Source organism: Flavobacterium faecale (assembly GCF_048320115.1).
Taxonomy (GTDB): domain Bacteria; phylum Bacteroidota; class Bacteroidia; order Flavobacteriales; family Flavobacteriaceae; genus Flavobacterium; species Flavobacterium faecale_A.
This window is the reverse complement of sequence record NZ_CP182943.1, coordinates 1,259,734-1,284,392: the sequence shown is the minus strand read 5'-3', so window position 1 is coordinate 1,284,392 and position 24,659 is coordinate 1,259,734. Positions and strand designations below refer to the sequence as shown.

Annotated in this window: 24 protein-coding genes; 15 read left to right on the top strand and 9 right to left on the bottom strand. The window is 34.9% G+C overall.

Going from position 1 to position 24,659, the window contains the following annotated elements; all coding sequences use genetic code 11:
• Nucleotides 1-12: 12 nt before the first annotated feature.
• The 4 genes from ACNH59_RS05400 to ACNH59_RS05385 form a co-directional block, all read right to left on the bottom strand.
• Entirely contained in the window at nucleotides 13-1,485 is a 1,473-nt protein-coding gene (locus ACNH59_RS05400; RefSeq protein ID WP_418264408.1) for a sensor histidine kinase, read from the bottom strand.
• 75 nt (nucleotides 1,486-1,560) lie between these two features.
• Nucleotides 1,561-2,115: a CopD family protein gene (locus ACNH59_RS05395; protein WP_418264407.1), complete on the bottom strand. Its 555-nt coding sequence runs from the start codon at nucleotides 2,113-2,115 to the stop codon at nucleotides 1,561-1,563.
• A 114-nt stretch (nucleotides 2,116-2,229) separates the two neighbouring features.
• Nucleotides 2,230-3,243 carry a ferrochelatase gene (gene hemH / locus ACNH59_RS05390; RefSeq protein WP_418264406.1) on the bottom strand — a complete coding sequence of 338 codons (1,014 nt, stop codon included), beginning with the start codon at nucleotides 3,241-3,243 and terminating at the stop codon, nucleotides 2,230-2,232.
• Nucleotides 3,244-3,404: 161 nt separating this feature from the next.
• The gene (locus ACNH59_RS05385; protein WP_418264405.1) at nucleotides 3,405-4,277 is read right to left on the bottom strand and encodes a helix-turn-helix domain-containing protein; all 873 of its coding nucleotides are present in this window, start codon (nucleotides 4,275-4,277) and stop codon (nucleotides 3,405-3,407) included.
• A gap of 228 nt (nucleotides 4,278-4,505) precedes the next feature.
• On the opposite strand from ACNH59_RS05385, the gene hemA reads away from it, so the two are divergent.
• The 15 genes from hemA to ACNH59_RS05310 all read left to right on the top strand — a co-directional run bounded on the left by hemA (nucleotide 4,506) and on the right by ACNH59_RS05310 (nucleotide 22,239).
• The gene (gene hemA / locus ACNH59_RS05380; RefSeq protein WP_418264404.1) at nucleotides 4,506-5,762 is read left to right on the top strand and encodes a glutamyl-tRNA reductase; all 1,257 of its coding nucleotides are present in this window, start codon (nucleotides 4,506-4,508) and stop codon (nucleotides 5,760-5,762) included.
• A 94-nt stretch (nucleotides 5,763-5,856) separates the two neighbouring features.
• Complete coding sequence (gene hemC, locus ACNH59_RS05375; protein WP_418264403.1) at nucleotides 5,857-6,783, top strand: hydroxymethylbilane synthase; 927 nt, start codon at nucleotides 5,857-5,859, stop codon at nucleotides 6,781-6,783.
• Nucleotides 6,783-7,484 (top strand): uroporphyrinogen-III synthase, encoded by a 702-nt coding sequence (locus tag ACNH59_RS05370; RefSeq protein ID WP_418264402.1) that lies wholly within the window; start codon nucleotides 6,783-6,785, stop codon nucleotides 7,482-7,484. Before hemC ends, ACNH59_RS05370 begins: the two co-directional genes overlap by 1 nt.
• Nucleotides 7,485-7,531: 47 nt before the next feature.
• Nucleotides 7,532-8,557, top strand: a complete 1,026-nt coding sequence (gene hemE, locus ACNH59_RS05365) for a uroporphyrinogen decarboxylase (RefSeq protein ID WP_418264401.1) — start codon at nucleotides 7,532-7,534, stop codon at nucleotides 8,555-8,557.
• A gap of 102 nt (nucleotides 8,558-8,659) precedes the next feature.
• Entirely contained in the window at nucleotides 8,660-9,046 is a 387-nt protein-coding gene (locus ACNH59_RS05360; RefSeq protein WP_418264400.1) for a hypothetical protein, read from the top strand.
• Nucleotides 9,046-9,948 carry an oxygen-dependent coproporphyrinogen oxidase gene (hemF, locus tag ACNH59_RS05355; RefSeq protein WP_418264399.1) on the top strand — a complete coding sequence of 301 codons (903 nt, stop codon included), beginning with the start codon at nucleotides 9,046-9,048 and terminating at the stop codon, nucleotides 9,946-9,948. Before ACNH59_RS05360 ends, hemF begins: the two co-directional genes overlap by 1 nt.
• Before the next feature lie 93 nt (nucleotides 9,949-10,041).
• On the top strand, nucleotides 10,042-10,500 hold the full coding sequence (gene tnpA, locus ACNH59_RS05350) for an IS200/IS605 family transposase (RefSeq protein WP_418264398.1): 459 nt from the start codon (nucleotides 10,042-10,044) through the stop codon (nucleotides 10,498-10,500).
• Between the two features lie 94 nt (nucleotides 10,501-10,594).
• Nucleotides 10,595-11,590: a porphobilinogen synthase gene (gene hemB, locus ACNH59_RS05345; RefSeq protein ID WP_418264397.1), complete on the top strand. Its 996-nt coding sequence runs from the start codon at nucleotides 10,595-10,597 to the stop codon at nucleotides 11,588-11,590.
• A gap of 64 nt (nucleotides 11,591-11,654) precedes the next feature.
• Nucleotides 11,655-12,047: a c-type cytochrome gene (locus ACNH59_RS05340; protein ID WP_418264396.1), complete on the top strand. Its 393-nt coding sequence runs from the start codon at nucleotides 11,655-11,657 to the stop codon at nucleotides 12,045-12,047.
• Between the two features lie 263 nt (nucleotides 12,048-12,310).
• Nucleotides 12,311-15,148 (top strand): carboxypeptidase-like regulatory domain-containing protein, encoded by a 2,838-nt coding sequence (locus tag ACNH59_RS05335; protein WP_418264395.1) that lies wholly within the window; start codon nucleotides 12,311-12,313, stop codon nucleotides 15,146-15,148.
• A gap of 13 nt (nucleotides 15,149-15,161) precedes the next feature.
• On the top strand, nucleotides 15,162-16,508 hold the full coding sequence (locus tag ACNH59_RS05330) for a DUF5689 domain-containing protein (RefSeq protein WP_418264394.1): 1,347 nt from the start codon (nucleotides 15,162-15,164) through the stop codon (nucleotides 16,506-16,508).
• Nucleotides 16,509-16,589: 81 nt separating this feature from the next.
• On the top strand, nucleotides 16,590-19,325 hold the full coding sequence (locus ACNH59_RS05325; protein WP_418264393.1) for an AsmA family protein: 2,736 nt from the start codon (nucleotides 16,590-16,592) through the stop codon (nucleotides 19,323-19,325).
• A gap of 7 nt (nucleotides 19,326-19,332) precedes the next feature.
• On the top strand, nucleotides 19,333-19,818 hold the full coding sequence (locus ACNH59_RS05320; protein ID WP_418264392.1) for an FKBP-type peptidyl-prolyl cis-trans isomerase: 486 nt from the start codon (nucleotides 19,333-19,335) through the stop codon (nucleotides 19,816-19,818).
• A 181-nt stretch (nucleotides 19,819-19,999) separates the two neighbouring features.
• Nucleotides 20,000-21,232: a GTPase HflX gene (hflX, locus tag ACNH59_RS05315; RefSeq protein ID WP_418264391.1), complete on the top strand. Its 1,233-nt coding sequence runs from the start codon at nucleotides 20,000-20,002 to the stop codon at nucleotides 21,230-21,232.
• Nucleotides 21,233-21,708: 476 nt separating this feature from the next.
• On the top strand, nucleotides 21,709-22,239 hold the full coding sequence (locus ACNH59_RS05310; RefSeq protein ID WP_418264390.1) for a hypothetical protein: 531 nt from the start codon (nucleotides 21,709-21,711) through the stop codon (nucleotides 22,237-22,239).
• A 56-nt stretch (nucleotides 22,240-22,295) separates the two neighbouring features.
• Here the strand turns inward: ACNH59_RS05310 and ACNH59_RS05305 are convergent, their stop codons facing one another.
• The 5 genes from ACNH59_RS05305 to ACNH59_RS05285 all read right to left on the bottom strand — a co-directional run bounded on the left by ACNH59_RS05305 (nucleotide 22,296) and on the right by ACNH59_RS05285 (nucleotide 24,631).
• Complete coding sequence (locus tag ACNH59_RS05305; protein ID WP_418264389.1) at nucleotides 22,296-23,144, bottom strand: DUF3078 domain-containing protein; 849 nt, start codon at nucleotides 23,142-23,144, stop codon at nucleotides 22,296-22,298.
• A 99-nt stretch (nucleotides 23,145-23,243) separates the two neighbouring features.
• Entirely contained in the window at nucleotides 23,244-23,753 is a 510-nt protein-coding gene (locus ACNH59_RS05300; RefSeq protein WP_418264388.1) for a DUF2480 family protein, read from the bottom strand.
• 74 nt (nucleotides 23,754-23,827) lie between these two features.
• Nucleotides 23,828-24,151, bottom strand: a complete 324-nt coding sequence (locus ACNH59_RS05295) for an SUF system Fe-S cluster assembly protein (RefSeq protein WP_418264387.1) — start codon at nucleotides 24,149-24,151, stop codon at nucleotides 23,828-23,830.
• Between the two features lie 65 nt (nucleotides 24,152-24,216).
• Nucleotides 24,217-24,330 (bottom strand): hypothetical protein, encoded by a 114-nt coding sequence (locus ACNH59_RS05290; RefSeq protein WP_418264386.1) that lies wholly within the window; start codon nucleotides 24,328-24,330, stop codon nucleotides 24,217-24,219.
• Between the two features lie 19 nt (nucleotides 24,331-24,349).
• Complete coding sequence (locus ACNH59_RS05285) at nucleotides 24,350-24,631, bottom strand: GxxExxY protein (RefSeq protein WP_418264385.1); 282 nt, start codon at nucleotides 24,629-24,631, stop codon at nucleotides 24,350-24,352.
• Nucleotides 24,632-24,659: the final 28 nt, after the last annotated feature.

Genomic DNA, 24,659 nt, shown 5'->3' with positions numbered 1-24,659 from the left:
TAATAATAATATTTAAGAGTTAATAATAGGAAGTGTCACCGTGAAGCGAGTCCCTTGACCGAAGGTTGACTCAAAGGTAATTGTTCCTTTGTAATTTTCAATAATGTTTTTAATAATACTCAAGCCTAATCCCATACCACTACTTTTGGTCGTGAATTTGGGTTCAAACACTCGAGCATTATCTTCTGGTTTGATGCCAATTCCGTTGTCTTCGACAGTAATTAAAACTTGATTGTTTTCGCTTTTTATTCCTACAATAACTGTTTTGTTGTCTTGATCTTCAGGTATAGATTGAATTGCGTTTTTGACCAAATTAGTAATGATGCGAATCAATTGCGTTCGGTCAATTTTGGAAATGATTTCTGGTGACTCTGCGTTAAAGATGACATGATCTTCATTGAAAATATCCAAAGTCAATTCTACCACTTCTACTACATTCAAAGTTTCATTTTGTTGAGCTGGCATCGAAGCAAAGTTAGAAAATGCCGAAGCTACTGCACTCATGGTGTCAATTTGCTGAATCAAAGTGTCTGAGTAGTCCTTCATTTTTTGTTGGATGTCAGGATCGTTTGGATCAAATTTTCGTTGGAAACTTTGTACAGTGAGACGCATTGGTGTCAACGGATTCTTGATTTCATGAGCCACTTGTTTTGCCATCTCGCGCCAAGCTTCTTCTCTTTCGCTTTGGGCTAATTTGACGGCACTAATTTCGAGTTCATCCACCATTCGATTATAAGCTGCAATCAGGGAATTGATCTCTTTACTGCTGGCTTCAAGGACAATTTTTTTATTTTTTTGACTCAAAGTGGTTTCATACATTTTATCAGAAATCGTTTTTAGTGATTTCGTAATATATGAGGATAAAAAATACGCTAATGCAAAAGCTACAATCAACATAAAAGAGTACACTTGCCCCAACCGAATCAAAAAGCTTTGTAATTCTTTATCATAAAAACCATCGTCTTCGATATATGGAAGATTTAATATACCGAGAGGTTTGAATTTATCATCCTTGATTTGGGTATAAGAAGAGCGATTTTTAATACCATTAATCGTTTTGATGTCAACGTACCTTTTTTCGATAGAAGAACGAACTAATTTTAATATGTATTTCGGAATCGGTAAAGCTGCTTTGTCCACAGAGAAAGTTTCCTTTGAGGATTTAAGTAGTATTCCGTCAAGACCGTAAATGTTGATTTCAATATTGTGAATGTGTGCTAGTTCGTGAATTTTATCTTTAAAGATTAAATCTAAATTTTCTGAATTGAGCGGATAAGTAGTTGTTGAAAGTACATAGTTGATGTGTTCTCTTACCGCATTTTCCTTGCGTTCTAATCGTTCTTGATGGTATTCCTTGGCTTCATTTTTAAATTGAATAATGGAGATAGAAGCTAGCAAAATAGAAGCTACAATAATCACTACAATCATAGAAAGGAATATCCTGATTCGTAGCGAAAGCATTGCTATTTTGAAGTTTTTAAACATAATTTTTACCGCAAGGCACTAAGTAGGCACCAAGATCAAAAAGTTTTTACTGTACTTAGTGAGAACTAGGTGTATTTAGTGTTTAGATTTTTCTCGAATACGTTTATAAAATTTAAACCCTAACATGATTAAAACGGAAAAGGCAATAATTCCAATCACCCCATAGATCCAATTTACAGCATTTTTTAAAACTACTAAAAAAACCACTGCAAAAAGAATAATTGTCGCTCCTTCATTCCACAACCGCATAAAATTTGAGGTGTATTTCACTTCATCATTTTGCAACTGCTTAAAAATTTGATGGCATTTTCCGTGGTATAAGTACAGCACAAAAACAAAGCCAAGTTTAACATGCATCCAAGGCATTTGTAGCCAAGCATTTCCCATTGGGGTGAAAAGCAACATCCAAAACGCAAAAATACTAGCCAAAACGGCACTAGGCCATGTGATAATGTACCACAAGCGATAGGTCATAATCTTGTACTGTTTTTGCAAAATTTCCTTTTCGGGCGATGGTTTATCAGCTGCTTCTATTTGGTATACAAACAAACGCACAATATAAAATAATCCTGCAAACCAAGTAATGACAAAGATGAGGTGTAAGGATTTTAAATAGTTATAGAGTTCCATTTAACTTTTTGTTTAAAGTTTAAAATTGTTTAAGGTTTGTTTAAAAATGTTTCAATTGAGAAAAAAACTATGTGCAATTCAGCTAAGAGCTTTAAACCTTAAACAAAACAACTTTTAATTTGCCCAATCATTAATCCAGTTACTCACCGTCTCGCACCATTCGCTACTATCGTTTAAACAAGGAACAGCAAAAAAATCTTCCCCTCCGTGCGCTTTAAATTCGTGATTGGCTTCCATAGCAATTTCTTCTAGGGTTTCTAAGCAATCCGCAACAAATGCAGGGGTAACAACGGCTAGTTTTTTAATCCCTTTTTCGGGCATTTTGTTGATTTCAACATCGGTGTAAGGTTCGAGCCATTTGTCTCCTGCTAATCGAGATTGGAAAGTTTGACTGTATTTTTCTTTTGGAATGCCCAAGGCTTCGGTTACTAATCGAGTCGTTTCATAGCATTGGTGGCGGTAGCAAAACTCATGTGCAGGAGAAGGGGTGTTACAACAAGAACCATCTATCTTGCAATGTGATTTGGTCACATCAGTTTTACGGATGTGGCGCTCTGGCAATCCGTGGTAAGAAAATAGCAAATGGTCGTATTCAAAATTAGCCAAATGTCCTTTGATGGATTCCGATAAATTTTTGATATAATCCGGTTTGTTGTAAAATGCTGGTACCGAACTAAATTTCATATTCGGGAAATGTTTTTTGCGTACTTCCTCCGCTTTTTCTAGCACTGTAACAGTTGACGACATAGCGTGTTGTGGGTACAAAGGAAAAAGCAATACTTCTGTTACTCCTTTGTCTGCCAATTCTTTTAAACCAGAATAAATATCAGGATTTCCATAACGCATAGAAAGTGCTAACGGAATGGAAACTTGCGGTTTTACTTTTTCGAACATTCTTTGCGAAAGTACGATTAGCGGTGAACCTTCTTCCCACCATATTTTACTGTAGGCTTCAGCTGATTTTTCAGGTCTTTTTCTCAATATGAGTCCACGAACTAAAAAGGCTCTTAATAAAAACGGAACGTCAATCACGTATTTGTCCATCAAAAATTCGTCTAAATACGGTTTTACATCCTTTGGAGTTGGGCTCTCTGGTGAGCCTAAATTGATTAGTAATGCGCCTTTCATATTGCTATTCTTTTGTTCTTTTAATTTCTATTCGTATCCCTTTGAGAGTCCTAAACTCTGATAAGGTTGTTTAAGGTGTTGCAAAAATACTGTAACGATTTTCGAGTCTACTTTTAATTAACTCATTTTTATTTATTGTTTAATATCAAAAATTGATGCTATTAGGTATTCGGATTAATAGACATCAAATATTTTTTGGGTGTGGTTCCAAATTTCTTTTTGAAAGCAGCAATGAAATGACTTCCGGTGCTGTAACCAATTTTTAGGCCTACTTCGTTCACATTATAGGAACCGCTGTCGAGTAATTTTCGAGCAAAATCCATTTTATAATCGAAAAGGAAACCATATACAGTGTCCCCATAAATTTGTTTGAAACCCATTTTTAATTTCTTCAAATTCAATCCAATTTCGTCTGCTAGTTCCTGTAATCCTGGCGGTTCTGCCATGTTGGCGAGAATGATTTCTTTGGCTTTTCGAATTTTTATAACATTATCTTCGTCAGTCAAAAACGGACATTGTTCTGCATTTGGGTCTTCTGTGCGGTTGAAATACAAGCTCAATAATTCGTATCCTTTGCCTTTGTAATACAAGTTTTTTATGGAAGGGTGTAAATTATAATGAAACAACTGACTCAATACAATGGCCATAGATGGGCTAATATTTCCTTCATTGTAATATTTTTTGTCCTTATTATCACCACTCAAAAAAGTAATGTAATCAGCTTCGGCCGAAAACAGTGCGTGGAATTTTTTAATCGAAACGATAACGGAAATAACCCAAGAATTTGGTGCTAAAACCAAGTTTAGCGGCAAGTCTTTCTGTGGATTATACAACAACAAGGACTTTTCTTCTTTCAGTTCCAAAGCATAATTTCCTTGATTGAAGTTGAACTTCGCATTTCCTTTGAGTCCAAAATGAAATTGGATCATTCCACTGTCTATTTCGCGTTGTGCCAAAAAGGATTCTGTACCATCATTTTGGAACCGAATTAAGATAAAATCATCTTCTATTTTTACAACTTCTTGTGAACCCATAGCGACATTTTTTTATTTAAAAGATGATAAATATCAGTTTGTTTTATTTAGAACAACTCTAAATAAGCAACTATCGACAGCTTGATTTTAGTACAAAAATAGAAATAAATATAAAAAAATAGCGGTTTATTGTCAAAAAAACATATAGCGTCATAAAAAGAACCTCTAGCGTTATTTTTATAGATAGTATAGTAATAATTTTGTTCGACTTTCTTGAAAAGTGCGAATATGAAAAACACCACCACATCAAAACATCACTATTTTTACGCTGTCGGTTTGAGCTATAAAAAAGCAGATGCCGCAACCAGAGGCAAATTTAGTATGGATTCGACTGCTAAAACGCATTTACTAGAACAAGCTCAAAATGAAGGTATTGAGAGTTTGGTAGTGACCTCTACTTGTAATCGTACGGAGATTTATGGCTTTGCAGAGCACCCTTTTCAATTGATTAAATTGATCTGTGAAAACAGTCAAGGAAGCGTAGAAGAATTTCAAAGAGTGGGTTTTGTATATAAAAATCAAGAGGCCATCAATCATATTTTTCGCGTAGGAACAGGTTTAGATAGTCAGATTTTAGGTGATTTTGAAATTATTTCCCAAATCAAAACCAGTTTTATTCACTCTAAAGCCTTAGGTTTGGTGAATGCTTTTATGGAAAGACTGGTGAATGCCGTTATTCAAGCCAGCAAAAAAATTAAAACCGATACTGAAATTAGTTCTGGAGCTACTTCGGTGGCTTTTGCAGCAGTGCAATACATTTTGAAAAATGTTGAGGATATAAGTAATAAAAATATTTTACTTTTTGGAACCGGGAAAATAGGTAGAAATACCTGTGAGAATTTGGTAAAACACACCAAGAACGATCATATTACCCTTATCAACAGAACTAAAGATAAAGCGGAAAGATTAGCGGGTAAGCTGAATTTGATTGTAAAAGATTATTCAGAACTGCATTTGGAATTGCAAAAAGCAGATGTTTTAGTGGTTGCTACAGGAGCACAAAACCCTACAGTAGACAAAGCGATTTTAAATCTTAAAAAACCGTTGTTGATACTAGATTTATCCATACCAAAGAATGTCAATGAAAATGTAGAAGATTTGGAAGGTGTGACCTTGATTCATATGGATTATCTGTCTGAGTTGACCGATGAAACATTGGAAAATAGAAAAAAACACATTCCCGAGGCTGAGGCCATTATCGAAACCATCAAAGAAGAATTTTTGGTTTGGACTAAAGGCCGAAAATTTGCACCGACAATAAATGCATTGAAAGCCAAACTGAATGATATTAAAACGGCAGAGTTGAATTTTCAAAGCAAAAAAATTGCTGGTTTCAATGAGGAACAAGCTGAGATAATCAGTGCTAGAATCATTCAAAAAATCACCACACAATTTGCTAATCACTTGAAAGATGAAAACACCATGGTCGATGAAAGTATCGAGTGGATTGAAAAGGTGTTCAAGATTGAGGCAATGGCAAAGTAATACTTCGCAACAAATCTAAATGAATCTTAATTTCTTAATGATTTTTTAAAAAGAACGTACTTTTAAAAAATTATTAAGAAATCAAAATATAAAAATGGCAGAAAAAACAATACGTATAGGTACTCGTGATAGTGAACTCGCTTTATGGCAAGCACATACAGTAGAAAAGAAACTAAACGATTTGGGCTATAAAACAAAGATTGTAGCGGTAAAATCAACAGGAGATGTCGTACTAGACAAACCTTTATACGAACTAGGGATTACCGGGATTTTTACCAAAACGCTAGATGTTGCCATGATCAACGGCGAGGTAGATATTGCAGTGCATTCTATGAAAGACGTACCAACGGCTTTACCAACAGGGATAGTGCAAGCAGCGGTTTTGGAAAGAGCCAATACTGTAGATGTTTTAGCCTACAAAGATAATCTAGATTTCTTGGAAGGAAACGGAACGATCGCAACAGGAAGTTTACGTCGCCAGGCTCAATGGCTCAATAAATACCCCAATCATAAAGTAGTTGATTTACGAGGAAATGTAAATTTGCGCATGCAAAAACTAGCTAATAATGATTGGAATGGTGCCGTGTTTGCAGCAGCAGGTCTGGAACGCATCAACCTCAATGCCGAAAATTTAATTTCCCTCGACTGGATGATTCCTGCGCCAGCACAAGGAGCTATGCTCGTGGTTGCCATGGGGAATGATAATTTTAGTTTGGATGCATTGTCACATTTAAACGATATCGAAACAGAAATTTGTACCTATATAGAGCGCCAATTTTTAAGAACCCTAGAAGGTGGTTGTACCGCTCCAATTGGCGCTCTAGCCAAATATGATGAAGAAGACGACAGTATTCACTTTCAAGGAGCTTTGTTTTCGCTTGACGGAAAACAAAAATTAGAAGTGGATAAAAAAGTTCCCATCGAAGAATGGAAAAAACTCGGATTCTTCTCTGCACAGGAAATTTTAAATAACGGTGGTGCAGCATTGATGACGGAAATCAAAAACAATTTGAAGAAATAATGAGTCAAGTAAGTATTCTATCCACCAAAACATTATCAGCTGAACAAAGACAAGTATTTCTTGACGCCGATTTTGACCTTTTAGAACAAGATTTTATCGAAGTTCAGAACAACAAATTTGAGTTGGATAACTTAAATACCAATTTGATTTTCACGAGCCAAAATGCTGTCCTAAGTTTAATCGAACAAAAGGACTGGGAACACTTAAAATCCAAAAATGTTTTTTGTGTAGGCATCAAAACCAAAGATTTGTTGGAACAAAACGGTTTTACAGTGGTCGCCTACATGGACTACGCTTCAGAATTGGCCGAAATTATTACCTTAATATATAATAAAGAGAGTTACACTTTTTTCAGTGGCAATTTGCGTAAGGAAACTTTGCCGCAAGCATTGAAAAGTGCTGGTATTTCCTTTAACGAAATTGAGGTTTATCAAACGAAATTAGCTCCTTTCAAAATATCAGCCCAAGAAAATTTTGACGCCATTCTTTTTTTCAGTCCCTCGGCTGTGGAGAGTTATTTGAGCAACAACAAAATCAATAAAGAAATTTGTTTTTGTGTAGGCAATACCACTGCCAAAGCTTTGGAAGAAAATAAAATCAAGAAAATTATAGTACCTGAGATACCTACTATTGAAGATGTGATAATGGAGGTTTTAGCCTATTACAATCCAGAAAATATTGATTCATCAGATAAAAATTAAATAATCCCTTAATCTCGCTTCGGCGAGGAAATAAAAGTAACAGAATTATGTTGAAAAATGACTTGTTTTTAAGAGCATTAAAAGGAGAAACAGTACAACGTCCACCAGTTTGGATGATGCGTCAAGCAGGAAGATATTTGCCAGAATTTAGAGCTTTGCGTGATAAGTACGATTTTTTTACTCGTTGTGAAACTCCTGAATTAGCGGCCGAAATCACCGTTCAACCGATTCGTCGTATTGCTCCAGATGCTGCTATTTTGTTTTCGGATATTTTGGTAGTGCCAAGAGCCATGGGAATTCATGTAGAATTGAAAGACAATTTGGGGCCGATTATTCCAAATCCAATTCGCACTATGGAGCAAGTCAATCAAGTTTATGTTCCAGATGTAAACGAAACTTTAGGTTATGTTTTTGATGCCGTAAAATTGACTAAAGAAATGTTGGATAACGAGGTGCCATTGATTGGTTTCGCAGGTTCTCCATGGACAATTTTCTGTTATGCTGTTGAAGGAAAAGGGTCTAAAAGTTTTGATACTGCCAAAGGTTTTTGCTTTTCTGATCCAGTAGCAGCGCATACATTATTACAAAAAATCACCGACACCACTATTTTGTATTTGCTTGAAAAAGTAAAATCAGGAGTAGATGCGGTTCAAATATTTGATTCTTGGGGAGGGATGTTGTCTCCAGTGGATTATCAAGAATTTTCATGGAAGTACATTAACCAAATTATCGATGCATTGGCTGAGGTTACACCGGTAATTGTTTTCGGAAAAGGATGTTGGTTTGCTTTGAACGAGATGGGAAAAAGTAAAGCTTCGGCTCTTGGGGTAGATTGGACTTGTTCGGCTCGAAATGCAAGATATTTATCAGGGGGAAATGTGACTTTACAAGGTAATTTTGATCCATCAAGATTGTTTTCTCCAATTCCGACTATTAAGAAAATGGTACACGAAATGATCGATGAATTCGGAAAAGACAAATACATCGTGAACTTAGGTCACGGAATTTTACCTACAATTCCAGTAGATCACGCTAAGGCGTTTATTGATGCGGTGAAGGAGTACGGGAATTAGGGCTCAGTAATCAGTTTGAAATGATTCCTATTATAACGACGAATTTTATTTCGTTGATTTGTGTATCAATAGTATAACAACGGATTGTAATCCGTTGTTTTTATGAAAAATAAAATGTTAAACAAAGGATTACGAGACAAGGAAAGTGAACGAATTGACAATGTGTTAAAAACGTTGCATTCATTGGTTTTTGTGCCTAGTAAAAAATTTGATAGCGATCAATTAGAGGAGGCATTAAAAGATTTTGGGCTTACTATTGAAAGTTTAGGAGTGATACCCATAAATGATTTAATCCTATTATTAGAAAGATTGCATTTTGATTGGTATCAAAAAGAACAATTTGCAGATTTTTTAGTGGTTTTTTCAAAAGAAAAGCCATTTGATTTAATCGAAAAATCATTAGCCATTTACAATTATATTCAACAAGAAAGTAAAACTTTTTCGTTTGGGATATTTAATAAGATTGCAAAGGTAAAAGCCAATAAATAATGAAAGAACAATTCTACGCATACATACAAAATTTACAAGACCAAATCGTAGCGGGACTGGAAGCGGTTGATGGTCATTCCAAATTCAAAGAAGATCTTTGGGAACGCCCAGAAGGTGGTGGCGGAAGAACACGTGTTATTGAGAATGGTGCAGTTATCGAAAAAGGGGGTGTAAATATTTCTGCTGTTCACGGAAAATTGCCGGACAGCATGCAAAAGCTTTTCAATGTAGGCGAAGCGGATTTTTTTGCTTGCGGACTGAGTTTGGTAATCCACCCGAAAAGCCCGATGGTGCCTACCGTTCATGCTAATTGGCGTTATTTTGAAATGTACGACGATAAAGGCGATGTAATCCAACAATGGTTTGGTGGCGGACAAGATTTAACGCCTTATTATTTGTTTGAAGAGGATGCTAAACATTTTCACCAAACTTGTAAAACCGCTTGTGATAAACATAATACAGACTTTTATCCAAAATATAAAAAGCAATGTGATGCCTATTTTTGGAATGCTCATCGTAACGAAGCTCGTGGAATAGGCGGTTTGTTCTTTGATTATTGCAAAACTACAGACCAAATGAACATGGAAAATTGGTATGATTTTGTGACCGAAGTGGGAAATAGTTTTCTTCAAGCTTATGTCCCAATTGTTGAAAAGAGAAAAGATTTACCTTATACTGCAGAGCAAAAAACGTGGCAAGAAATCCGTAGAGGTCGTTATGTGGAGTTCAATTTGGTACACGACAAAGGCACTTTATTTGGTTTAAAAACCAATGGTAGGATCGAAAGTATTTTGATGAGTTTGCCACCACATGTACAATGGGTGTACAATCATCATCCAGAGGAAGGAAGCGAAGAAGAGAAATTATTGAAAGTATTAGAAAAACCAATTGATTGGTTGTAGTAGCTCCGTAGGAGCGATATATTTATAGTAAAATATAATTCGATTTTTATTGAATCCCGTAGGGATGATATATTTTTAATAATATCAATTTAAATGGCAAATACCTATACACAAATATACCTTCATGTTGTTTTTGCTGTAAAAGGTAGGGACAATCTAATTTCTAAAAATTGGAAGGATGAATTATATAAATATATCACAGGAATTGTAACCAATGAAGGTCAAAAATTAATTGCTATTAATGGAATGCCTGACCATGTCCATATTTTGATTGGATTAAAGCCAAATAAATCATTGTCTGATTTAGTTAGAAGTATAAAAGCAAATTCTTCTCGTTTTATAAATGAGAAAAAATGGATTAATAGTAAATTTGAATGGCAAACTGGTTTTGGTGCATTCTCATATAACCACTCTCAATTAACAAACGTTATTAATTATATACAAAACCAAGAAGAACATCATAAAAAGAAAACTTTCAAAGAAGAATATGTTGATTTTTTAAAAGCGTTCGACATAGATTTTAAAAATGAATTTATTTTTGAAGATGTTTAAAATAAATATGCCACCCCTACAGGGTTCTGTTGTACTAATTTGATAATCAACCCTATAATTATAACGCTCCTATGGAGCTTTAAACAAATATAATATGTTTCCATTACACAGAGGTCGTCGTTTGAGAGTAAACGAATCTATAAGAAGTTTGGTTAGAGAAACCACTTTAAGTCCGTCGGATTTTATGTTTCCGATGTTTGTGGCTGAAGGAGAAAATGTAAAAGTCGAAATTCCGTCAATGCCAGGAATTTACCGTCGTTCGGTGGATTTGACCGTAAAAGAAGTTGAAGAATTATACAACTTAGGTATTCGTGCGGTCAATATTTATGTGAAAGTCAGTGAAGATTTAAAAGACAATACGGGTAAGGAAGCATGGAATCCAAACGGATTGATGCAAAATACCATTCGTGCTATCAAAGCAGTTTGTCCAGAAATGATTGTGATGCCTGATGTGGCATTAGACCCATATTCAATTTACGGTCACGATGGTATTATTGCTAATGGTGATGTAGAAAATGATTCGACTAACGATTCTTTGGTCAAAATGGCGGTTTCACATGCTGCCGCAGGAGCTGATTTTGTTGCGCCCTCTGATATGATGGATGGACGTGTATTGCGTTTGCGCCAAGGATTGGATGCGGCAGGTTTTCACAATGTGGGGATTATGAGCTATTCGGCTAAGTACGCTTCGGCGTTTTATGGACCGTTTCGGGATGCTTTGGGTAGCGCCCCAAAAGATGCAGATGTAGTAGTGCCTAAAAACAAAAAAACTTATCAAATGGATTATGCTAATCGCATTGAAGCGATTAAAGAAGCCGTTTGGGATGTAGAAGAAGGAGCTGATATGGTGATGGTAAAACCTGGAATTGCGTATTTGGATATTGTTCGAGAAGTAAAAAATGCAGTGAATGTTCCAGTAACGGTCTACCATGTTTCAGGTGAATACGCAATGATTAAAGCCGCTGCAGAAAAAGGTTGGTTGGATAATGACGCTATCATGATGGAACAATTGATGTGTATCAAAAGAGCAGGAGCGAGTTTAATTTCGACTTATTTCGCCAAAGAAGCAGCGATACTTTTGAAGAAATGAAACTGATAATTGTCATTTTATTAGTTGAAATAGAGGATTACATTTGAGTATAAAAACTGAAACCATGAAAAGAATATTATTTATTGGATTTGCATTTTTAGCATTATCCTGTAAAAAACAAGAAGCAGAACCTTTTGGTCAACCTCAAGAAACCGTTTCAGAAGGAATGGCAGCAACTATAAGAACTCCTGAAGAGCTTGGTGAAACTATTTTCACTGGCAAAGGGAACTGCGCTAGTTGTCATCAAATTGAAACCAAAACGATAGGTCCAAGTGTTCAAGAAATTGCCAAAATCTATAAAGATAAAAACAGCGACATCATCAAATTCCTAAAAGGCGAAGGAGAGCCTATTGTAGATCCAAGTCAATACGAAGTGATGAAAGCTAATTTTGCTATCACTAAGGCGATGAGTGATGAAGAATTAAAAGGGCTAGAAGCATATATTTATAGTAAATAAAACAGTCCTAGTCGAAATGAACATCCTTTCTTGTTTTCTATTTAGTATAAAAATAAGAAAGGATTTTTTTTTATAAAAAAGAAAAAAACCTTACAACGAAATCATTTTTTTCCTACTTTAGTGTTGTGTTGTAAATACCCCAATCTACGAAAGTAACAACTCATTTTTAAAAACAATTTTAGTCGCTATTAGTATAGAACTTTGTTTTTTGCTACAAAAGCAATTACGAGACTTTAATTAATTTTAAAAATTGAGATTTACGTATGAGAATACATTTACTTTGTTTTTTCTTGTTATTTTCCTCTGTTTCCCTTTTTTGTCAAAATAAAACGAAAGTTTCAGGAACGATTTTAGATTCTAAATCATCGCAACCACTCTCATCGGTTGTGGTAAGCTTACAAAATTCGACCTATATGGAATTAACCAATTCCAAAGGGGTCTTTAGTTTGGAAGTAGATAATCCCGGAGAATATTTATTGCTGGTACATAGCCAAGGGTATAAAGAAGTATTGTTATCCATTACCGTTGCTTTTAATCAAAATATAAATGTAGGTACGATTATTTTAGAAGAAGACGTGGTAACGGAACAGCAGAGCAATACGATTCGGCTTTTAGACGAAGAAGTTCAGGATGATAACGGTAGCTCAGTAAGCACATCTATTTTATTGCAATCCACCAAAGATGCTTTTCAGCAAGCAGCTGCTTTCAACTGGGGAGCCGTTCGTTTTAGAATGCGTGGACTGGATAGTGAGCAAGCCACCACGTTGCTTAACGGCGTAAAAATGAATAAAATCTATGATGGAAGACCTCAATGGAGCAATTGGGGCGGACTCAATGATGCGACACGCAATCAAGAATTGACTATTGGGACAGCGGCTTCAGACTATAGTTTTGGAGGGGTTTTGGGTACACAAGAAATCAATACCCGTGCTTCTATTTTTAGAAAAGGAACTCGCATTACTTTCTCAGGGACGAATACCAATTACAGCTGGAGAAGCATTGGTACTCATGCATCAGGTTTGCAATCTAATGGTTGGGCGTATGTGATTTCCGCCGGAAAACGTTGGGCCAATGAAGGTTTTTTTGACGGAACAACTTATGATGGAAATTCAGTTTTTATAGGTGTCGAAAAGAAAATAAATGACCAACACTCCCTAAATTTCACTGGTTTTTACACCCCTAATTCCAGAGGGAAAAATTCGCCAAACACAGAGGAAGTGATCCAACTTACTTCAAAGACGTACAATTCGTATTGGGGTTTTCAAAATGGGAAACAACGTAATGCTCGGGTGAAGACTATTGAAGAACCTATCTTTATGTTGAATCATTATTTCAGTATCAATGACCATAGTCAGCTTCATACTAGCGTGATGTATCAAACGGGAAAAATCAGCAACAGCAATATCGATTATCAAAATGCCAACAGTCCTGATCCAACCTATTATAGAAAATTGCCGAGTTATTACCTTTCGCTTTATGGTTCTGATCAAGGTGAATATTCAGGTGCATTTACTCCCGATGCAGAGAATGCTGAAAAAAGTCGGTTGCAATTTTCAGCCAATCCACAACTAGATTGGAACAGTATGTACCTCGCCAATCAAAGTCCAATTCTTGATGGGAAAGGAAAAATAACTGCTTATACTCCATCACAAAGTCATTATGTGTTGTATGAAGACCGTATGGACGATACCACTATTGCCGTTAATAGCCTTTTTGCAACTCAAATTAATGCGAATGTGATGATGAAGGCTGGAGCATCTTTTTTCAACTTAGAATCCCATAATTACCAAAAGCTAACCGATTTATTAGGAGGTGTATATTATGAAGATTTTGATCCGTATTATCAAGGAAGTCAATCCCAATCGGATTTAAATAACCCCAATCGTAAAGTACTAAAAGGTGATAAATATGGGTATAATTATCTGAGTTATGGACAAACTTTTGATGCTTTTACTCAATTTAGCTTTGCTTATAAAACGATTGATTTTTACCTAGCACAATCTTTTTCAAAGACAGAATACCAGCGTGAAGGCTTGTATAAAAACGGAATATATCCCTCAAATTCTTTTGGGAAAAGTGAGAAAGTAAATTTTGAAAATTTCGGTTTCAAAGGAGGGGCTATTTGTAAAATTTCAGGTCGACAATCGGTAACGGTTAATGGCGCATATTTGACCAAAGCACCTTCTTTAAAAAGCAGTTTCCCTAATGCACGTATAAACAATTCGATTGTTTCTGACTTACAAACCGAAACCCTCAACAGTTTGGATGCTAGTTATTATTACCGTTCACCAAAATTTCAAACTCGTGTAACGGCTTATTTAATCAATCAACAAAACGCCACACAGACTTCTTTCTTTTATGCCGAAGGGATTTTTGATAATGGTGCTGGATATACAAATACCAATGCTTTTGTAGGGCAAACATTGACGGCATTGGACAAGAGAAATCAAGGTTTGGAATGGAGTTTTGAATACAATATCAACTCAACCTTAAAAACGACTTTAGCCTTAGCTTACGGTCAATATCTTTATACGAGTAATCCTAATTTGAAAGTGACCAACGATGCTTTGGCAACAATAGAAAATCCAAATCCTAGTTTTGATTTTGGAACAGCATTACTCAAAAATTACAAACAGGCAGGAATGCCACAGCAAGCCCTTAGTTGGGGTTTGGAATATAGAGATCCTAAGTATTGGTGGGTGGCTACCAATGCTAATTTTTTAGACAGTCGCTATGTAGATGTATCTCCCATTGCAAGAACCAGTCGTTTTTATACCAATCCAGCCAGTGGTTTTCCGTTTCCAGAAGCCACAGAAGAACGAGCCAAAGTCCTATTGGAACAAGAAAAATTAAAGCCCGTTACTTTATTCAATATTATCGGTGGGAAATCTTGGCACATTCAAAAGCGGTATTTGGGGTTGTTTGTAAGCATCAATAATCTGTTAAATACATATTATAAAACAGGAGGCTATGAGCAAGCTCGAAATGCTAATTTCCGCCAACGAAATCAAGATGTGAGCAGTGGAGCGCCTTCATTTGCCAACAAGTATTTTCAAGGCTACGGCCGAACCTACTATATAAATCTCAATTTTAGTTTATAATAAAACATAGATTATGAAATTAAGTACCCCTTTTTCAGTCGCGTTTCTTATGATGTTATCAGCTTGTATTACTGAAGAAATTGACATCCCTCAAATGGTATGTAACCAAGCAGATTTGACAACAAATAAAACGGTTTCAGAAGTAGTTAAAAACGCCAACTCGGTTGTCAAACAATATACTTATGACGACATCCTAGAAGCCTATGTAGTTTCGACGGATGAATATGGTAATTTTTTCAAAACAATTTCTTTTCAAACTTTGGCCACTGCAACAAGTCCTTCAGTGGGATTTAGTGTTCCTGTTGATGCTAGTAATTTGTATGTAGATTACCGATTGGGAAATAAAGTCTATTTGAAATTAAAAAATCAATACACTGATATTTATTTTGGAGGACTTCGTATTGGTGGTATTTATGCGAATGCATTTAATGAAGCTTCGGTCGGAAGGCTTTCTCAAAACGATTTTAAAAACGTACTTTATCCTAGTTGTACAACGCTTACTGATGAGCAATTGGTTACAACCATGACCATTCCCGAACTCTTAAAAGACAGTAATATAAATACTTTGGTACAGATAAATGATGTACAATTTGCAGAAGCGGCTATTGGTCGGCATTATTTTGAAGAGTCTAATAATGTTGGAGGAGGAACCAATTGGTATTTGTTGGATAAAAACGGCAATCAAGTTTATTTAAGAACCAGTAGTTATGCCCGATTTGCGGCTAATTTAGTTCCTACAACCAAACTAAATATTCGCGGTATTTTAACAAAGTTTGGCGCCGATTATCAATTAGTGATTCGGTCAGAAAAAGATATTGTACCGTCAACAGAAAGAAGTATTCCATTTTTTACAGAGGATTTTCAATCGGTTACAGATAAAAGCAATTTGAGTTTGGCAGGTTGGGCAAATTTGGTGCAAGCAGGTTCCTTGTTTTGGAAAGGTGCGGTTTACAATGGGAATGGTTGTGCTGAATTTGCCATTAGCGGAACTAAGGTTAATTCCAATATTGCGTGGTTAATTTCACCCAAAATTGATATGGATGTCTACAAAAATGAGGTGCTGACCTTTAGAACGGCCCAGCATCATTTAGATGTCGATTCCCCTTTGAATACCCTAGAAGTTTTTGTTTCTAATAATTTTGACGGACTAGATGTAACCAAAGCTACTTGGATTAAAGTAAATTTTAATGTCCCTCAACAAGCAACACCGTGGTATCAGTTTATTGGTTCGGGCGGCGTGGATTTGTCTGGATATACGGGTAAAATCAATATTGCTTTCAAATACATTGGTTCAGGTAAAAACACCGCTTTGGATGGAGCTTTTCAAGTGGATGATGTGCAGATTTATGGCGAAAAATAAATAACAACACCCCTTTTTTTTTATGATTTTATTAGAATTAGACTATTGATTAAATGACTTACATTTGCAAAAAATTATGTGATGAACAAAAATCTTCTTAAGATTCTGAAAATTATAGGAATAACAGTGGTTAGTCTCTTGTTACTAATGTTTGCTTTGCCTAAATTATTTCCAGAATTCATCACCAATCAAATTAAAATTTTCGCCAATGAAAATATTGAAGGCGAATTGCATTTTCAAGAATCCAATTTATCATTTTTTGATCATTTCCCGTCTTTGACTTTAACGTTAAATGATTTTAATTTAAAAGGTGCTACACCTTACAAAAATGAAACTTTAATTTCAGCCAAAGAAATGGCTTTTGGGATTAATATTTCCCGACTGATATTTAATAAGGAAGTAAAAATTGACCAAATATTTGTTTCGAATGCTTTGTTTAATATCCAAGTTAATGAACAAGGACAAGCAAATTATAGTGTTTATAAACCAAAAAGTAAAAGTGCTGCTGCTGAAGAAGGTTCTGATACAACAATTAAATTAGAGAAAATAGACATCAAGAATACAAAGGTGACCTACAATGATTTATCGACCAAAATTCTCATGGAAGCCAGAGGTTTCAATTATGTAGGGAAAGGGGATTTAGAAAAAGCGGTTTTCGATTTAACGACTGAAGCCAAAATCAATTCCTTTGATTTCAACTTTGGAGGTGAACAATATTTGAAAAACAAACAAGTCAATGCCACTTTGATTACTAAAATCAATACTAATTCGTTGGCATTTGAATTCAAACAAAATGATTTAAAAATCAATAAATTGCCAGTTGATTTCAAAGGAACCTTCAATTTTATCAAAGACGGTTATGCTATGGATTTTGTAGTGAAATCGACGGATAGTAATTTGTATGATTTTTTCACGGCACTTCCGCCTCAATTTACGCAATGGTTGACTAAAACTAAAATTGAAGGAAAAACAGATGTGTTGTTGATTTTAAAAGGAGATTATATTGAAAGTCAAAATAAAAAACCGGATTTGGGTTTCAATATGAAAATCCGAAATGGATTGATTGCTTATGATAAAGTTCCAGTGGCAGCTTCGAATCTTTTCCTGAATTTTGACACCAAACTACCCTCATTAGATACTCAAAAATTGAACGTTAAAATCGATTCGATTTATTTCAATTTAGGGAAAGAATATCTCAACGGAATTCTGGATATAAAAGGATTAGAAAAACCAGAAATAGCCGCTCGATTGCGTGCCAAAATGGATTTAGAAAAAATGAACCGTGCTTTTGGAATTTCTACAATCAATCTAAAAGGAGTTTTGAATGCTGATATTTCAGCCAATGGTATTTACGATATGGACAGTAAGGTTTTGCCCAAGACGAAAGGTTTTATCAACTTGAAAAATGGAGCAATTAAAACGCCGTATTATCCTAATCCAATAACCAATATCAACCTCGATTTAAAAATGGACAATTCTGCTGGAACAACCAAGGACCTTTCGATTCAAATGAAACCAGCTTCATTTGTTTTTGAAGGTAAACCAGTAAAAGTGGAAGGTGCTTTTGGGAATCTTGATGATTTACATTATGATTTAAAAGTCAATGGTGAAATCGATTTAGGTAAAATCTATCAAGTTTTTTCTCAAAAAGGATTGGATGTAAAAGGATACATAAAAGCTAATTTAGCACTGAAAGGAACACAAAGTGATGCCACCAACGGACGCTATTCGAAACTAAAGAATAGTGGTACTTTACTACTGCGCAACATTACAACTCATTCTCAATATTTGCCCAAAGCATTTGTGATTAATGAAGGTCTTTTTACCTTCAAACAAGATCAATTGCAGTTTGAAAATTTCACGGCTTCTTATGGAAAATCAGATTTTGTAATGAATGGAAACATGAGCAATGTGATTAATTTTGTGCTTTCGGACAAAGCGGTTTTAAAAGGGAATTTTGCCATAAAATCTAAGAATTTATTTGTAGAGGAATTCATGTATGCAAGTCCAGATCCAGCACCAGTTGAGGGAGAAATTATAAACTCTACTGTTAGTAAAGGAGTAGTTGTGATTCCGCCTAATTTTAATTTGAACCTATCTGCTCAGGCGAGTAAAGTATATTGGCAAGGGTTAACAATTTCTAATTTGGTTGGGAATATGAATGTTAATAATGGAAAGTTGAGTTTGCGTAATTCAGGATTCCATATCATTGGCAGTCCTGTAAAAATGGATGTGGTTTATAAAAATGAAACCACACAAAGAGCTTTTTTTGATTTTAAAATCAAAGCCGAAGATTTTGATATTAAAAGAGCTTACAACGAAATCGAAATGTTCCGAAATATGGCATCAGCGGCCAAAAGTGCCCAAGGAATCGTGTCTTTAGATTATGCTGTCAAAGGAAAGCTGAATCAAGACATGAAGCCAATTTATCCGTCATTGTCTGGTGGTGGAATTCTTTCTGTAAAAGATGTCAAAATGAAAGGGTTTAAGATGTTTAACAATGTGAGTAAATCGACTAATTTTGAAAGTATCAAAAATCCTGATGTGACCAAAGTGGACATTAATACCACCATTAAGAACAATATTATAAACATTGAGCGTTTTAAGTTTAAATTTGCAGGTTTTAGACCAAGAATCGAAGGAACTTCCAGTTTTGATGGAAAATTGAATATTAAAATGCGATTAGGATTACCGCCATTGGGAATTATTGGGATTCCCTTGACTGTTACTGGAACACAAGAAAATCCAAAAGTGAAACTCGGTAAAAAAACCGAAGATATTGAAGAACAAGAATATATTGAAACCTCTAATAAATAAAATAATTATGAAGTATTACTTAGTTTTAGCGATTACATTAGCAATTACAGTAAGTTCTTGTAAAAAGAAAGAACAAGAAGAACAAAGTCAGACCCCAGTTGAAGTGACTGATAACAGCGCTAAAAACGAACAAGAAATTACAGATTATTTAGCCAAAAACAATCTTACTGCCGAAAGAACAGATTCAGGATTGTATTATATCATCAATGAGGAAGGTACTGGAGCCGCTGCAACTGCAGCATCTACTGTAACGGTGGCTTACAAAGGCTATTTTACAGATGGGAAAGTATTTGATCAAAGTGATGAAAACGGAATTTCTTTTGGATTAAGCCAAGTAATTCCGGGTTGGACTGAAGGAATTCAAAAATTCAAAGAAGGAGGAAAAGGAGTATTGTTGATTCCAGCAAGTATTGGTTACGGAGATAATTCTATGGGACCAATTCCGGGAGGTTCAGTACTCGTATTTGATATTCATTTGATTGCAGTAAAATAAATAAAAAAAATGCTTTCGTTTTAGATTAGGACCATTAAGAGATTTAGTTGCTTTGAAAGGAAGGGAAACGGAATCTTTTAATGGATTTATTTTTTGAATTCAATAATAACGGAAAGGAATGCCTTGGAATTAAAGCTAAATTCTAGTTTCAAATCATTAAATTTGTAGCTTATTCAATAGTATGTTAGAAAAAGAAGTAATCAATTTTGAAAAAACCGCTATCGTTGGGATTATCACTCAAAATCAATCTGAGGATAAACTAAACGAGTACCTTGACGAACTAGAGTTTTTGACTTTTACCGCAGGGGGTCAAGTAGTCAAACGTTTTTCTCAAAAGATGGACAAGCCTAATCCCAAGACTTTTGTAGGGACTGGTAAAATAGACGAAATCTTGTTGTATGTCAAAGAAAATAAAGTATCCACTATTATTTTTGATGACGAGTTGACGCCTTCACAACAAAAAAATATATCCAAGTTAATTGAGGACTGCAAAGTACTTGATAGAACCAATTTGATTCTAGATATTTTTGCACAACGTGCCGAAACCTCATATGCACGTACGCAGGTAGAACTAGCACAATGCCAGTATTTATTACCACGATTATCAGGAATGTGGACGCACTTGGAACGTCAAAAAGGGGGAATCGGGATGCGTGGACCTGGAGAAACAGAGATTGAAACGGACAGACGTATTGTACGTGATCGTATCTCTCTTTTGAAAGACAAAATCAAAGCCATTGACAAACAAATGGGAACCCAACGCAGTAATCGTGGCGCGATGGTACGTGTGGCCTTAGTAGGTTATACTAATGTAGGGAAATCTACTTTGATGAATGCGGTGGGTAAAAGTGATGTTTTTGTAGAAAACAAACTCTTTGCTACCCTAGATACGACCGTGCGAAAAGTCGTGATTAAGAACCTTCCTTTTTTATTGTCAGATACGGTTGGATTCATCCGAAAATTACCAACTCAATTAGTCGATTCGTTCAAAAGTACACTAGATGAGGTGCGTGAAGCCGATTTATTATTGCATGTAGTTGATATTTCACACCCAGATTTTGAGGATCATATCGCTTCAGTAAATCAAACTTTGGCCGATATTAAGGCACACGATAAACCTACTTTGATGGTGTTTAATAAAATTGATGCCTACCGTCATTTAACTATCGATGAAGATGATTTGATGACCGAGAAAACACCCAAACATTACACCCTAGACGAATGGAAATCCACTTGGATGAGCCGTGTGGGAGAATCGAATGCCTTGTTTATTTCAGCGGCCAATAAAGAAAACTTCGAGGAATTCAGAGAACGTGTGTACGAAGCCGTTCGCCAAATTCACATTACTCGTTTTCCATACAACAAATTTTTGTATCCTGATTACAAGGACGCCATGGAGAAAGAAGACGAATAGTATTAGGGCCTATTCCAGCCCTACACTATAGCCCTCCTTCAAAACGCTTTTTTTACTAGGTCGTTACAGGAGCTTCCTTCGGTCGCTCTGTACCTCCCGTAAAAAACAGCCTTTTTCAGTCGGGGCTGCCGTTTCGGTCTGGGGCAATCCAGTTCACAAGAAAAATAGTTATAAAAATCAAAAACCATCTTCTAAACAAGGCTTAGAAGGTGGTTTTATTTTTATCTCAAAACATAGCACAAAACAGTTAAGATTAATGTTATGAGCTTTATTTTATAAGGATTATATTAACAATCTCGCTTTGATAAAAAGGCTAACTTTATATGTTGTGTTATTGATAATCTCCTCAAGTCAAATTATATAGCGTCTAGATAAATTATTGATATAAAATGATGTAGTATCGTGGCGAAACCTGCCAATTACTCGATCTGAGTTGCTAAAACTTAGATTTTTTGTTAAATATAAAACTAAATATCATGAAATCATTAATTGTTATTTTAATGGCTTTTGGTTTTGCTATAACTTCTTTTTCACAAGAGAAACCTTTGGAAGAAGAAGGAAATATGGAGATAACCAAATTACCAGAGATCGTAATAAATAAAGCCGAAAAAGACTTTTCAATTTATATTCACGAACATAATGCCGATAAAAATGTGAGAGCTATTCAAGAGAAATTTATCGCTTATGACATAGGAAAGGATTATGAGGGCTTTGATGAATATCTTGTCATTATGAAACTAAAAAGAGGCTCTTTAACAGCAGTTTATAATGAAAACGGAAAATTAATTCGTGTTGTTGAGAACTATAAAAATGTGAGATTGCCTTTCAATGTTGTCATTTCCGTGTTCAAAGCTTTTCCTCAATGGACTATTCAGAATGATAAATTGTATTATGAGCAAGCAGAGGGGGATATGCTTAAAAATGAGTATAAAATAAAAATTAAAAAAGACAAAGAAGTAAAAAGACTAGTCGTTCATCCAAATGGTGATATCTTAAAGGTACTTTAAAAACACAATAACCCAAAACCTAACCTAAGTAAAGTTTTGGGTTGTTGTATTTAATGTTAAAACCCATAATTAGCAGCAAGTCCAAATACTTCACGTACTTGCGTTCCCTGAATAGCATTGTCATCATATATAGCTTGAATGGCAATATTTGCGGTCAAATATTTGTTTATTTTCATAACCAAATTCATTTGGTAATCAATATCTACATTTTGAGGGCTGTCTAGATAATTAGAATATAAATTCAATCTGTTTTCGATTGAAACATTGGTCATGACATTAAATTTGAAATATGCCGATATGCTAGTACCAAATTCAAAACGAGAGGTTTCTCCTTGTTTCACTCCAAAAGAAGAAGAATTTGCAGTAAAATGATCGTGTACAAAAATTAACTTTCCTGTTGCTGGAGCTATATTTACACTTAGATTGTCATTCTTTTTCCAGAGCATTCCTGGCCCAAATTGGAAATAAGCCGGAGAGAAAAAATGAGAAATCTTTATGTCACTTTTATCAAGACCTATATCCATTTGTGTTTTGAAATTAAAGAAAGCTGAATAATACCAATTTCCATCTGCTTTTTTACCCCATAGTGAGTTAAGTTCCAAACGGTCGTCTGTTTTTGCAGCCACAGGTTGACCTTTTATTTTGCTCAATCCATAGGCCATGATAAACTTGTTATCCCACACAACATTCCCTTTCTTATAGTTAAAATCGTAATTCAAACCAAAATTCCCTGCCACATTAGAGGTTCCTCCACCTAGCCACTCTTTATTAAAAGCAGATTGATTAAACAGTAAAGAAATGTTCCCTTTTTTAGTCCAAATTTTTGGGGTTTCTTTTGCTACTTCTTGAGCTTGTAATGCAATACATAGAAATATCAAACTGATGGATGAGATGATCTTTTTCATGTTGTAAAGTTTTAGTTTAAGTAAATATAATAAAAATGCCGCTTTATAAGCGGCAAATAACCTATGTAAAAGGGTTGTTTTTTACAAATTGGAGATCTATTATTTTTTTGGAGCTTTGTATAAAGGTACAGCAGAACAAGCTTCGCCATACATAATACTTTTGGCATGAGGTTGTAAATAATGTGCCGCCAATACATAAGCGCGAACTGGAACTGGCTTTTTTGAACAACCTTTGATAATCATAGATTTGTTGGTATATAATGTGTAATCAATTTTAGCCAACAATTCTTCATATAGAGAAGCCTCTAAGTCAGTGAGGGTTCCGTCAACAATTTTCTTGGCAAAAGGGGCCAATTGAATCGCAACTAAAATGGAAGCCCAGGCAGGGACAATCGCATCTGTACTACAATGAATGGCGACAAAATGATCTTGGTATTGTTTCCAATCATGATTTTTTAGGCATTCTCTAAAGTCTTTTTCTTTCAATAAAAAACCTTCAATCAGCCATTGTGAAATATCAATTTGCGTACGAATGCCTTTTGGATAGTAATCTTCTAAATCAAAAACTTCCAGCTTACTCTCAGCTACTTTGTTAATTATTTCGTCCATTTTTTTTAGTTTAAAGTTTCAAGTTAAAGGTTTCAAGTTCATTAAAAACCTGAAACCTAAAATCTGAAACTTTTTTACAACATTCCCAATTCTAATTTTGCTTCCTCGCTCATCAAATCTTTGCTCCATGGTGGATCAAAAGTGATTTCAACTTCGGCATCTTTGATGTGCTCGATTGATTTTACTTTTTCTTCTACTTCTCTTGGCAAACTCTCTGCAACTGGACAGTTTGGAGAAGTTAAAGTCATCAAGATTTTTACTTCATAATCCGTATTAACCATAACATCATAAATCAATCCTAATTCGTAAATATCTACAGGAATCTCAGGATCGTAAATAGTTTTTAATTTTTTTACAATCGCTTCTCCTAATTCGTTGGTGTCTATTTGTTGTTCCATTTTATTGTTTTTAGTCTGATTTATAAGGCTTTTTTACCATATAAGTCATTTAAGTTTTTATTTTTTTAGGCTGTAAGTTTACTATAAAGTTCGTTAACTAAGGTTTTTTGTCCTTCATAATAGATGTTTTTCACGTTAAAGTTAATAAGTAAACCAATCGGAGCGTTTATCAAGTTCATATAAGTAAGCACTTGTGCTTCAGCAGATTGGTGTAATTTCGTTAACTGATTTTAGTTCAACAACTAATGCATTTTCTATATATAAATCACATCTAAGTTTAGAATCCAATTCAAATCCTTTATATTTTAAAGGGATTGATAATTCTGAAACAAAATTTATTTTTCGTAATTCTAGTTCTTTTTTCAGACATTGATGGTACACACATTCCAATAGGCCTGGGTCTATACTTTTATGAACTTCAATTGCTGCCCCATTTACTTGATATACTAAATCTTTTAGATAACCTTTTGTTAAGCTCATAATCAGCATTTTTTTATCTAATAAAGAT

Coding starts and splice junctions, on each gene's coding strand:
- ACNH59_RS05400 (WP_418264408.1), bottom strand. CDS start 1,485: ATGTTTAAAAACTTCAAAATAGCAATGCTTTCGCTACGAATCAGGATA.
- ACNH59_RS05395 (WP_418264407.1), bottom strand. CDS start 2,115: ATGGAACTCTATAACTATTTAAAATCCTTACACCTCATCTTTGTCATT.
- hemH (WP_418264406.1), bottom strand. CDS start 3,243: ATGAAAGGCGCATTACTAATCAATTTAGGCTCACCAGAGAGCCCAACT.
- ACNH59_RS05385 (WP_418264405.1), bottom strand. CDS start 4,277: ATGGGTTCACAAGAAGTTGTAAAAATAGAAGATGATTTTATCTTAATT.
- hemA (WP_418264404.1), top strand. CDS start 4,506: ATGAAAAACACCACCACATCAAAACATCACTATTTTTACGCTGTCGGT.
- hemC (WP_418264403.1), top strand. CDS start 5,857: ATGGCAGAAAAAACAATACGTATAGGTACTCGTGATAGTGAACTCGCT.
- ACNH59_RS05370 (WP_418264402.1), top strand. CDS start 6,783: ATGAGTCAAGTAAGTATTCTATCCACCAAAACATTATCAGCTGAACAA.
- hemE (WP_418264401.1), top strand. CDS start 7,532: ATGTTGAAAAATGACTTGTTTTTAAGAGCATTAAAAGGAGAAACAGTA.
- ACNH59_RS05360 (WP_418264400.1), top strand. CDS start 8,660: ATGAAAAATAAAATGTTAAACAAAGGATTACGAGACAAGGAAAGTGAA.
- hemF (WP_418264399.1), top strand. CDS start 9,046: ATGAAAGAACAATTCTACGCATACATACAAAATTTACAAGACCAAATC.
- tnpA (WP_418264398.1), top strand. CDS start 10,042: ATGGCAAATACCTATACACAAATATACCTTCATGTTGTTTTTGCTGTA.
- hemB (WP_418264397.1), top strand. CDS start 10,595: ATGTTTCCATTACACAGAGGTCGTCGTTTGAGAGTAAACGAATCTATA.
- ACNH59_RS05340 (WP_418264396.1), top strand. CDS start 11,655: ATGAAAAGAATATTATTTATTGGATTTGCATTTTTAGCATTATCCTGT.
- ACNH59_RS05335 (WP_418264395.1), top strand. CDS start 12,311: ATGAGAATACATTTACTTTGTTTTTTCTTGTTATTTTCCTCTGTTTCC.
- ACNH59_RS05330 (WP_418264394.1), top strand. CDS start 15,162: ATGAAATTAAGTACCCCTTTTTCAGTCGCGTTTCTTATGATGTTATCA.
- ACNH59_RS05325 (WP_418264393.1), top strand. CDS start 16,590: ATGAACAAAAATCTTCTTAAGATTCTGAAAATTATAGGAATAACAGTG.
- ACNH59_RS05320 (WP_418264392.1), top strand. CDS start 19,333: ATGAAGTATTACTTAGTTTTAGCGATTACATTAGCAATTACAGTAAGT.
- hflX (WP_418264391.1), top strand. CDS start 20,000: ATGTTAGAAAAAGAAGTAATCAATTTTGAAAAAACCGCTATCGTTGGG.
- ACNH59_RS05310 (WP_418264390.1), top strand. CDS start 21,709: ATGAAATCATTAATTGTTATTTTAATGGCTTTTGGTTTTGCTATAACT.
- ACNH59_RS05305 (WP_418264389.1), bottom strand. CDS start 23,144: ATGAAAAAGATCATCTCATCCATCAGTTTGATATTTCTATGTATTGCA.
- ACNH59_RS05300 (WP_418264388.1), bottom strand. CDS start 23,753: ATGGACGAAATAATTAACAAAGTAGCTGAGAGTAAGCTGGAAGTTTTT.
- ACNH59_RS05295 (WP_418264387.1), bottom strand. CDS start 24,151: ATGGAACAACAAATAGACACCAACGAATTAGGAGAAGCGATTGTAAAA.
- ACNH59_RS05290 (WP_418264386.1), bottom strand. CDS start 24,330: ATGAACTTGATAAACGCTCCGATTGGTTTACTTATTAACTTTAACGTG.
- ACNH59_RS05285 (WP_418264385.1), bottom strand. CDS start 24,631: ATGAGCTTAACAAAAGGTTATCTAAAAGATTTAGTATATCAAGTAAAT.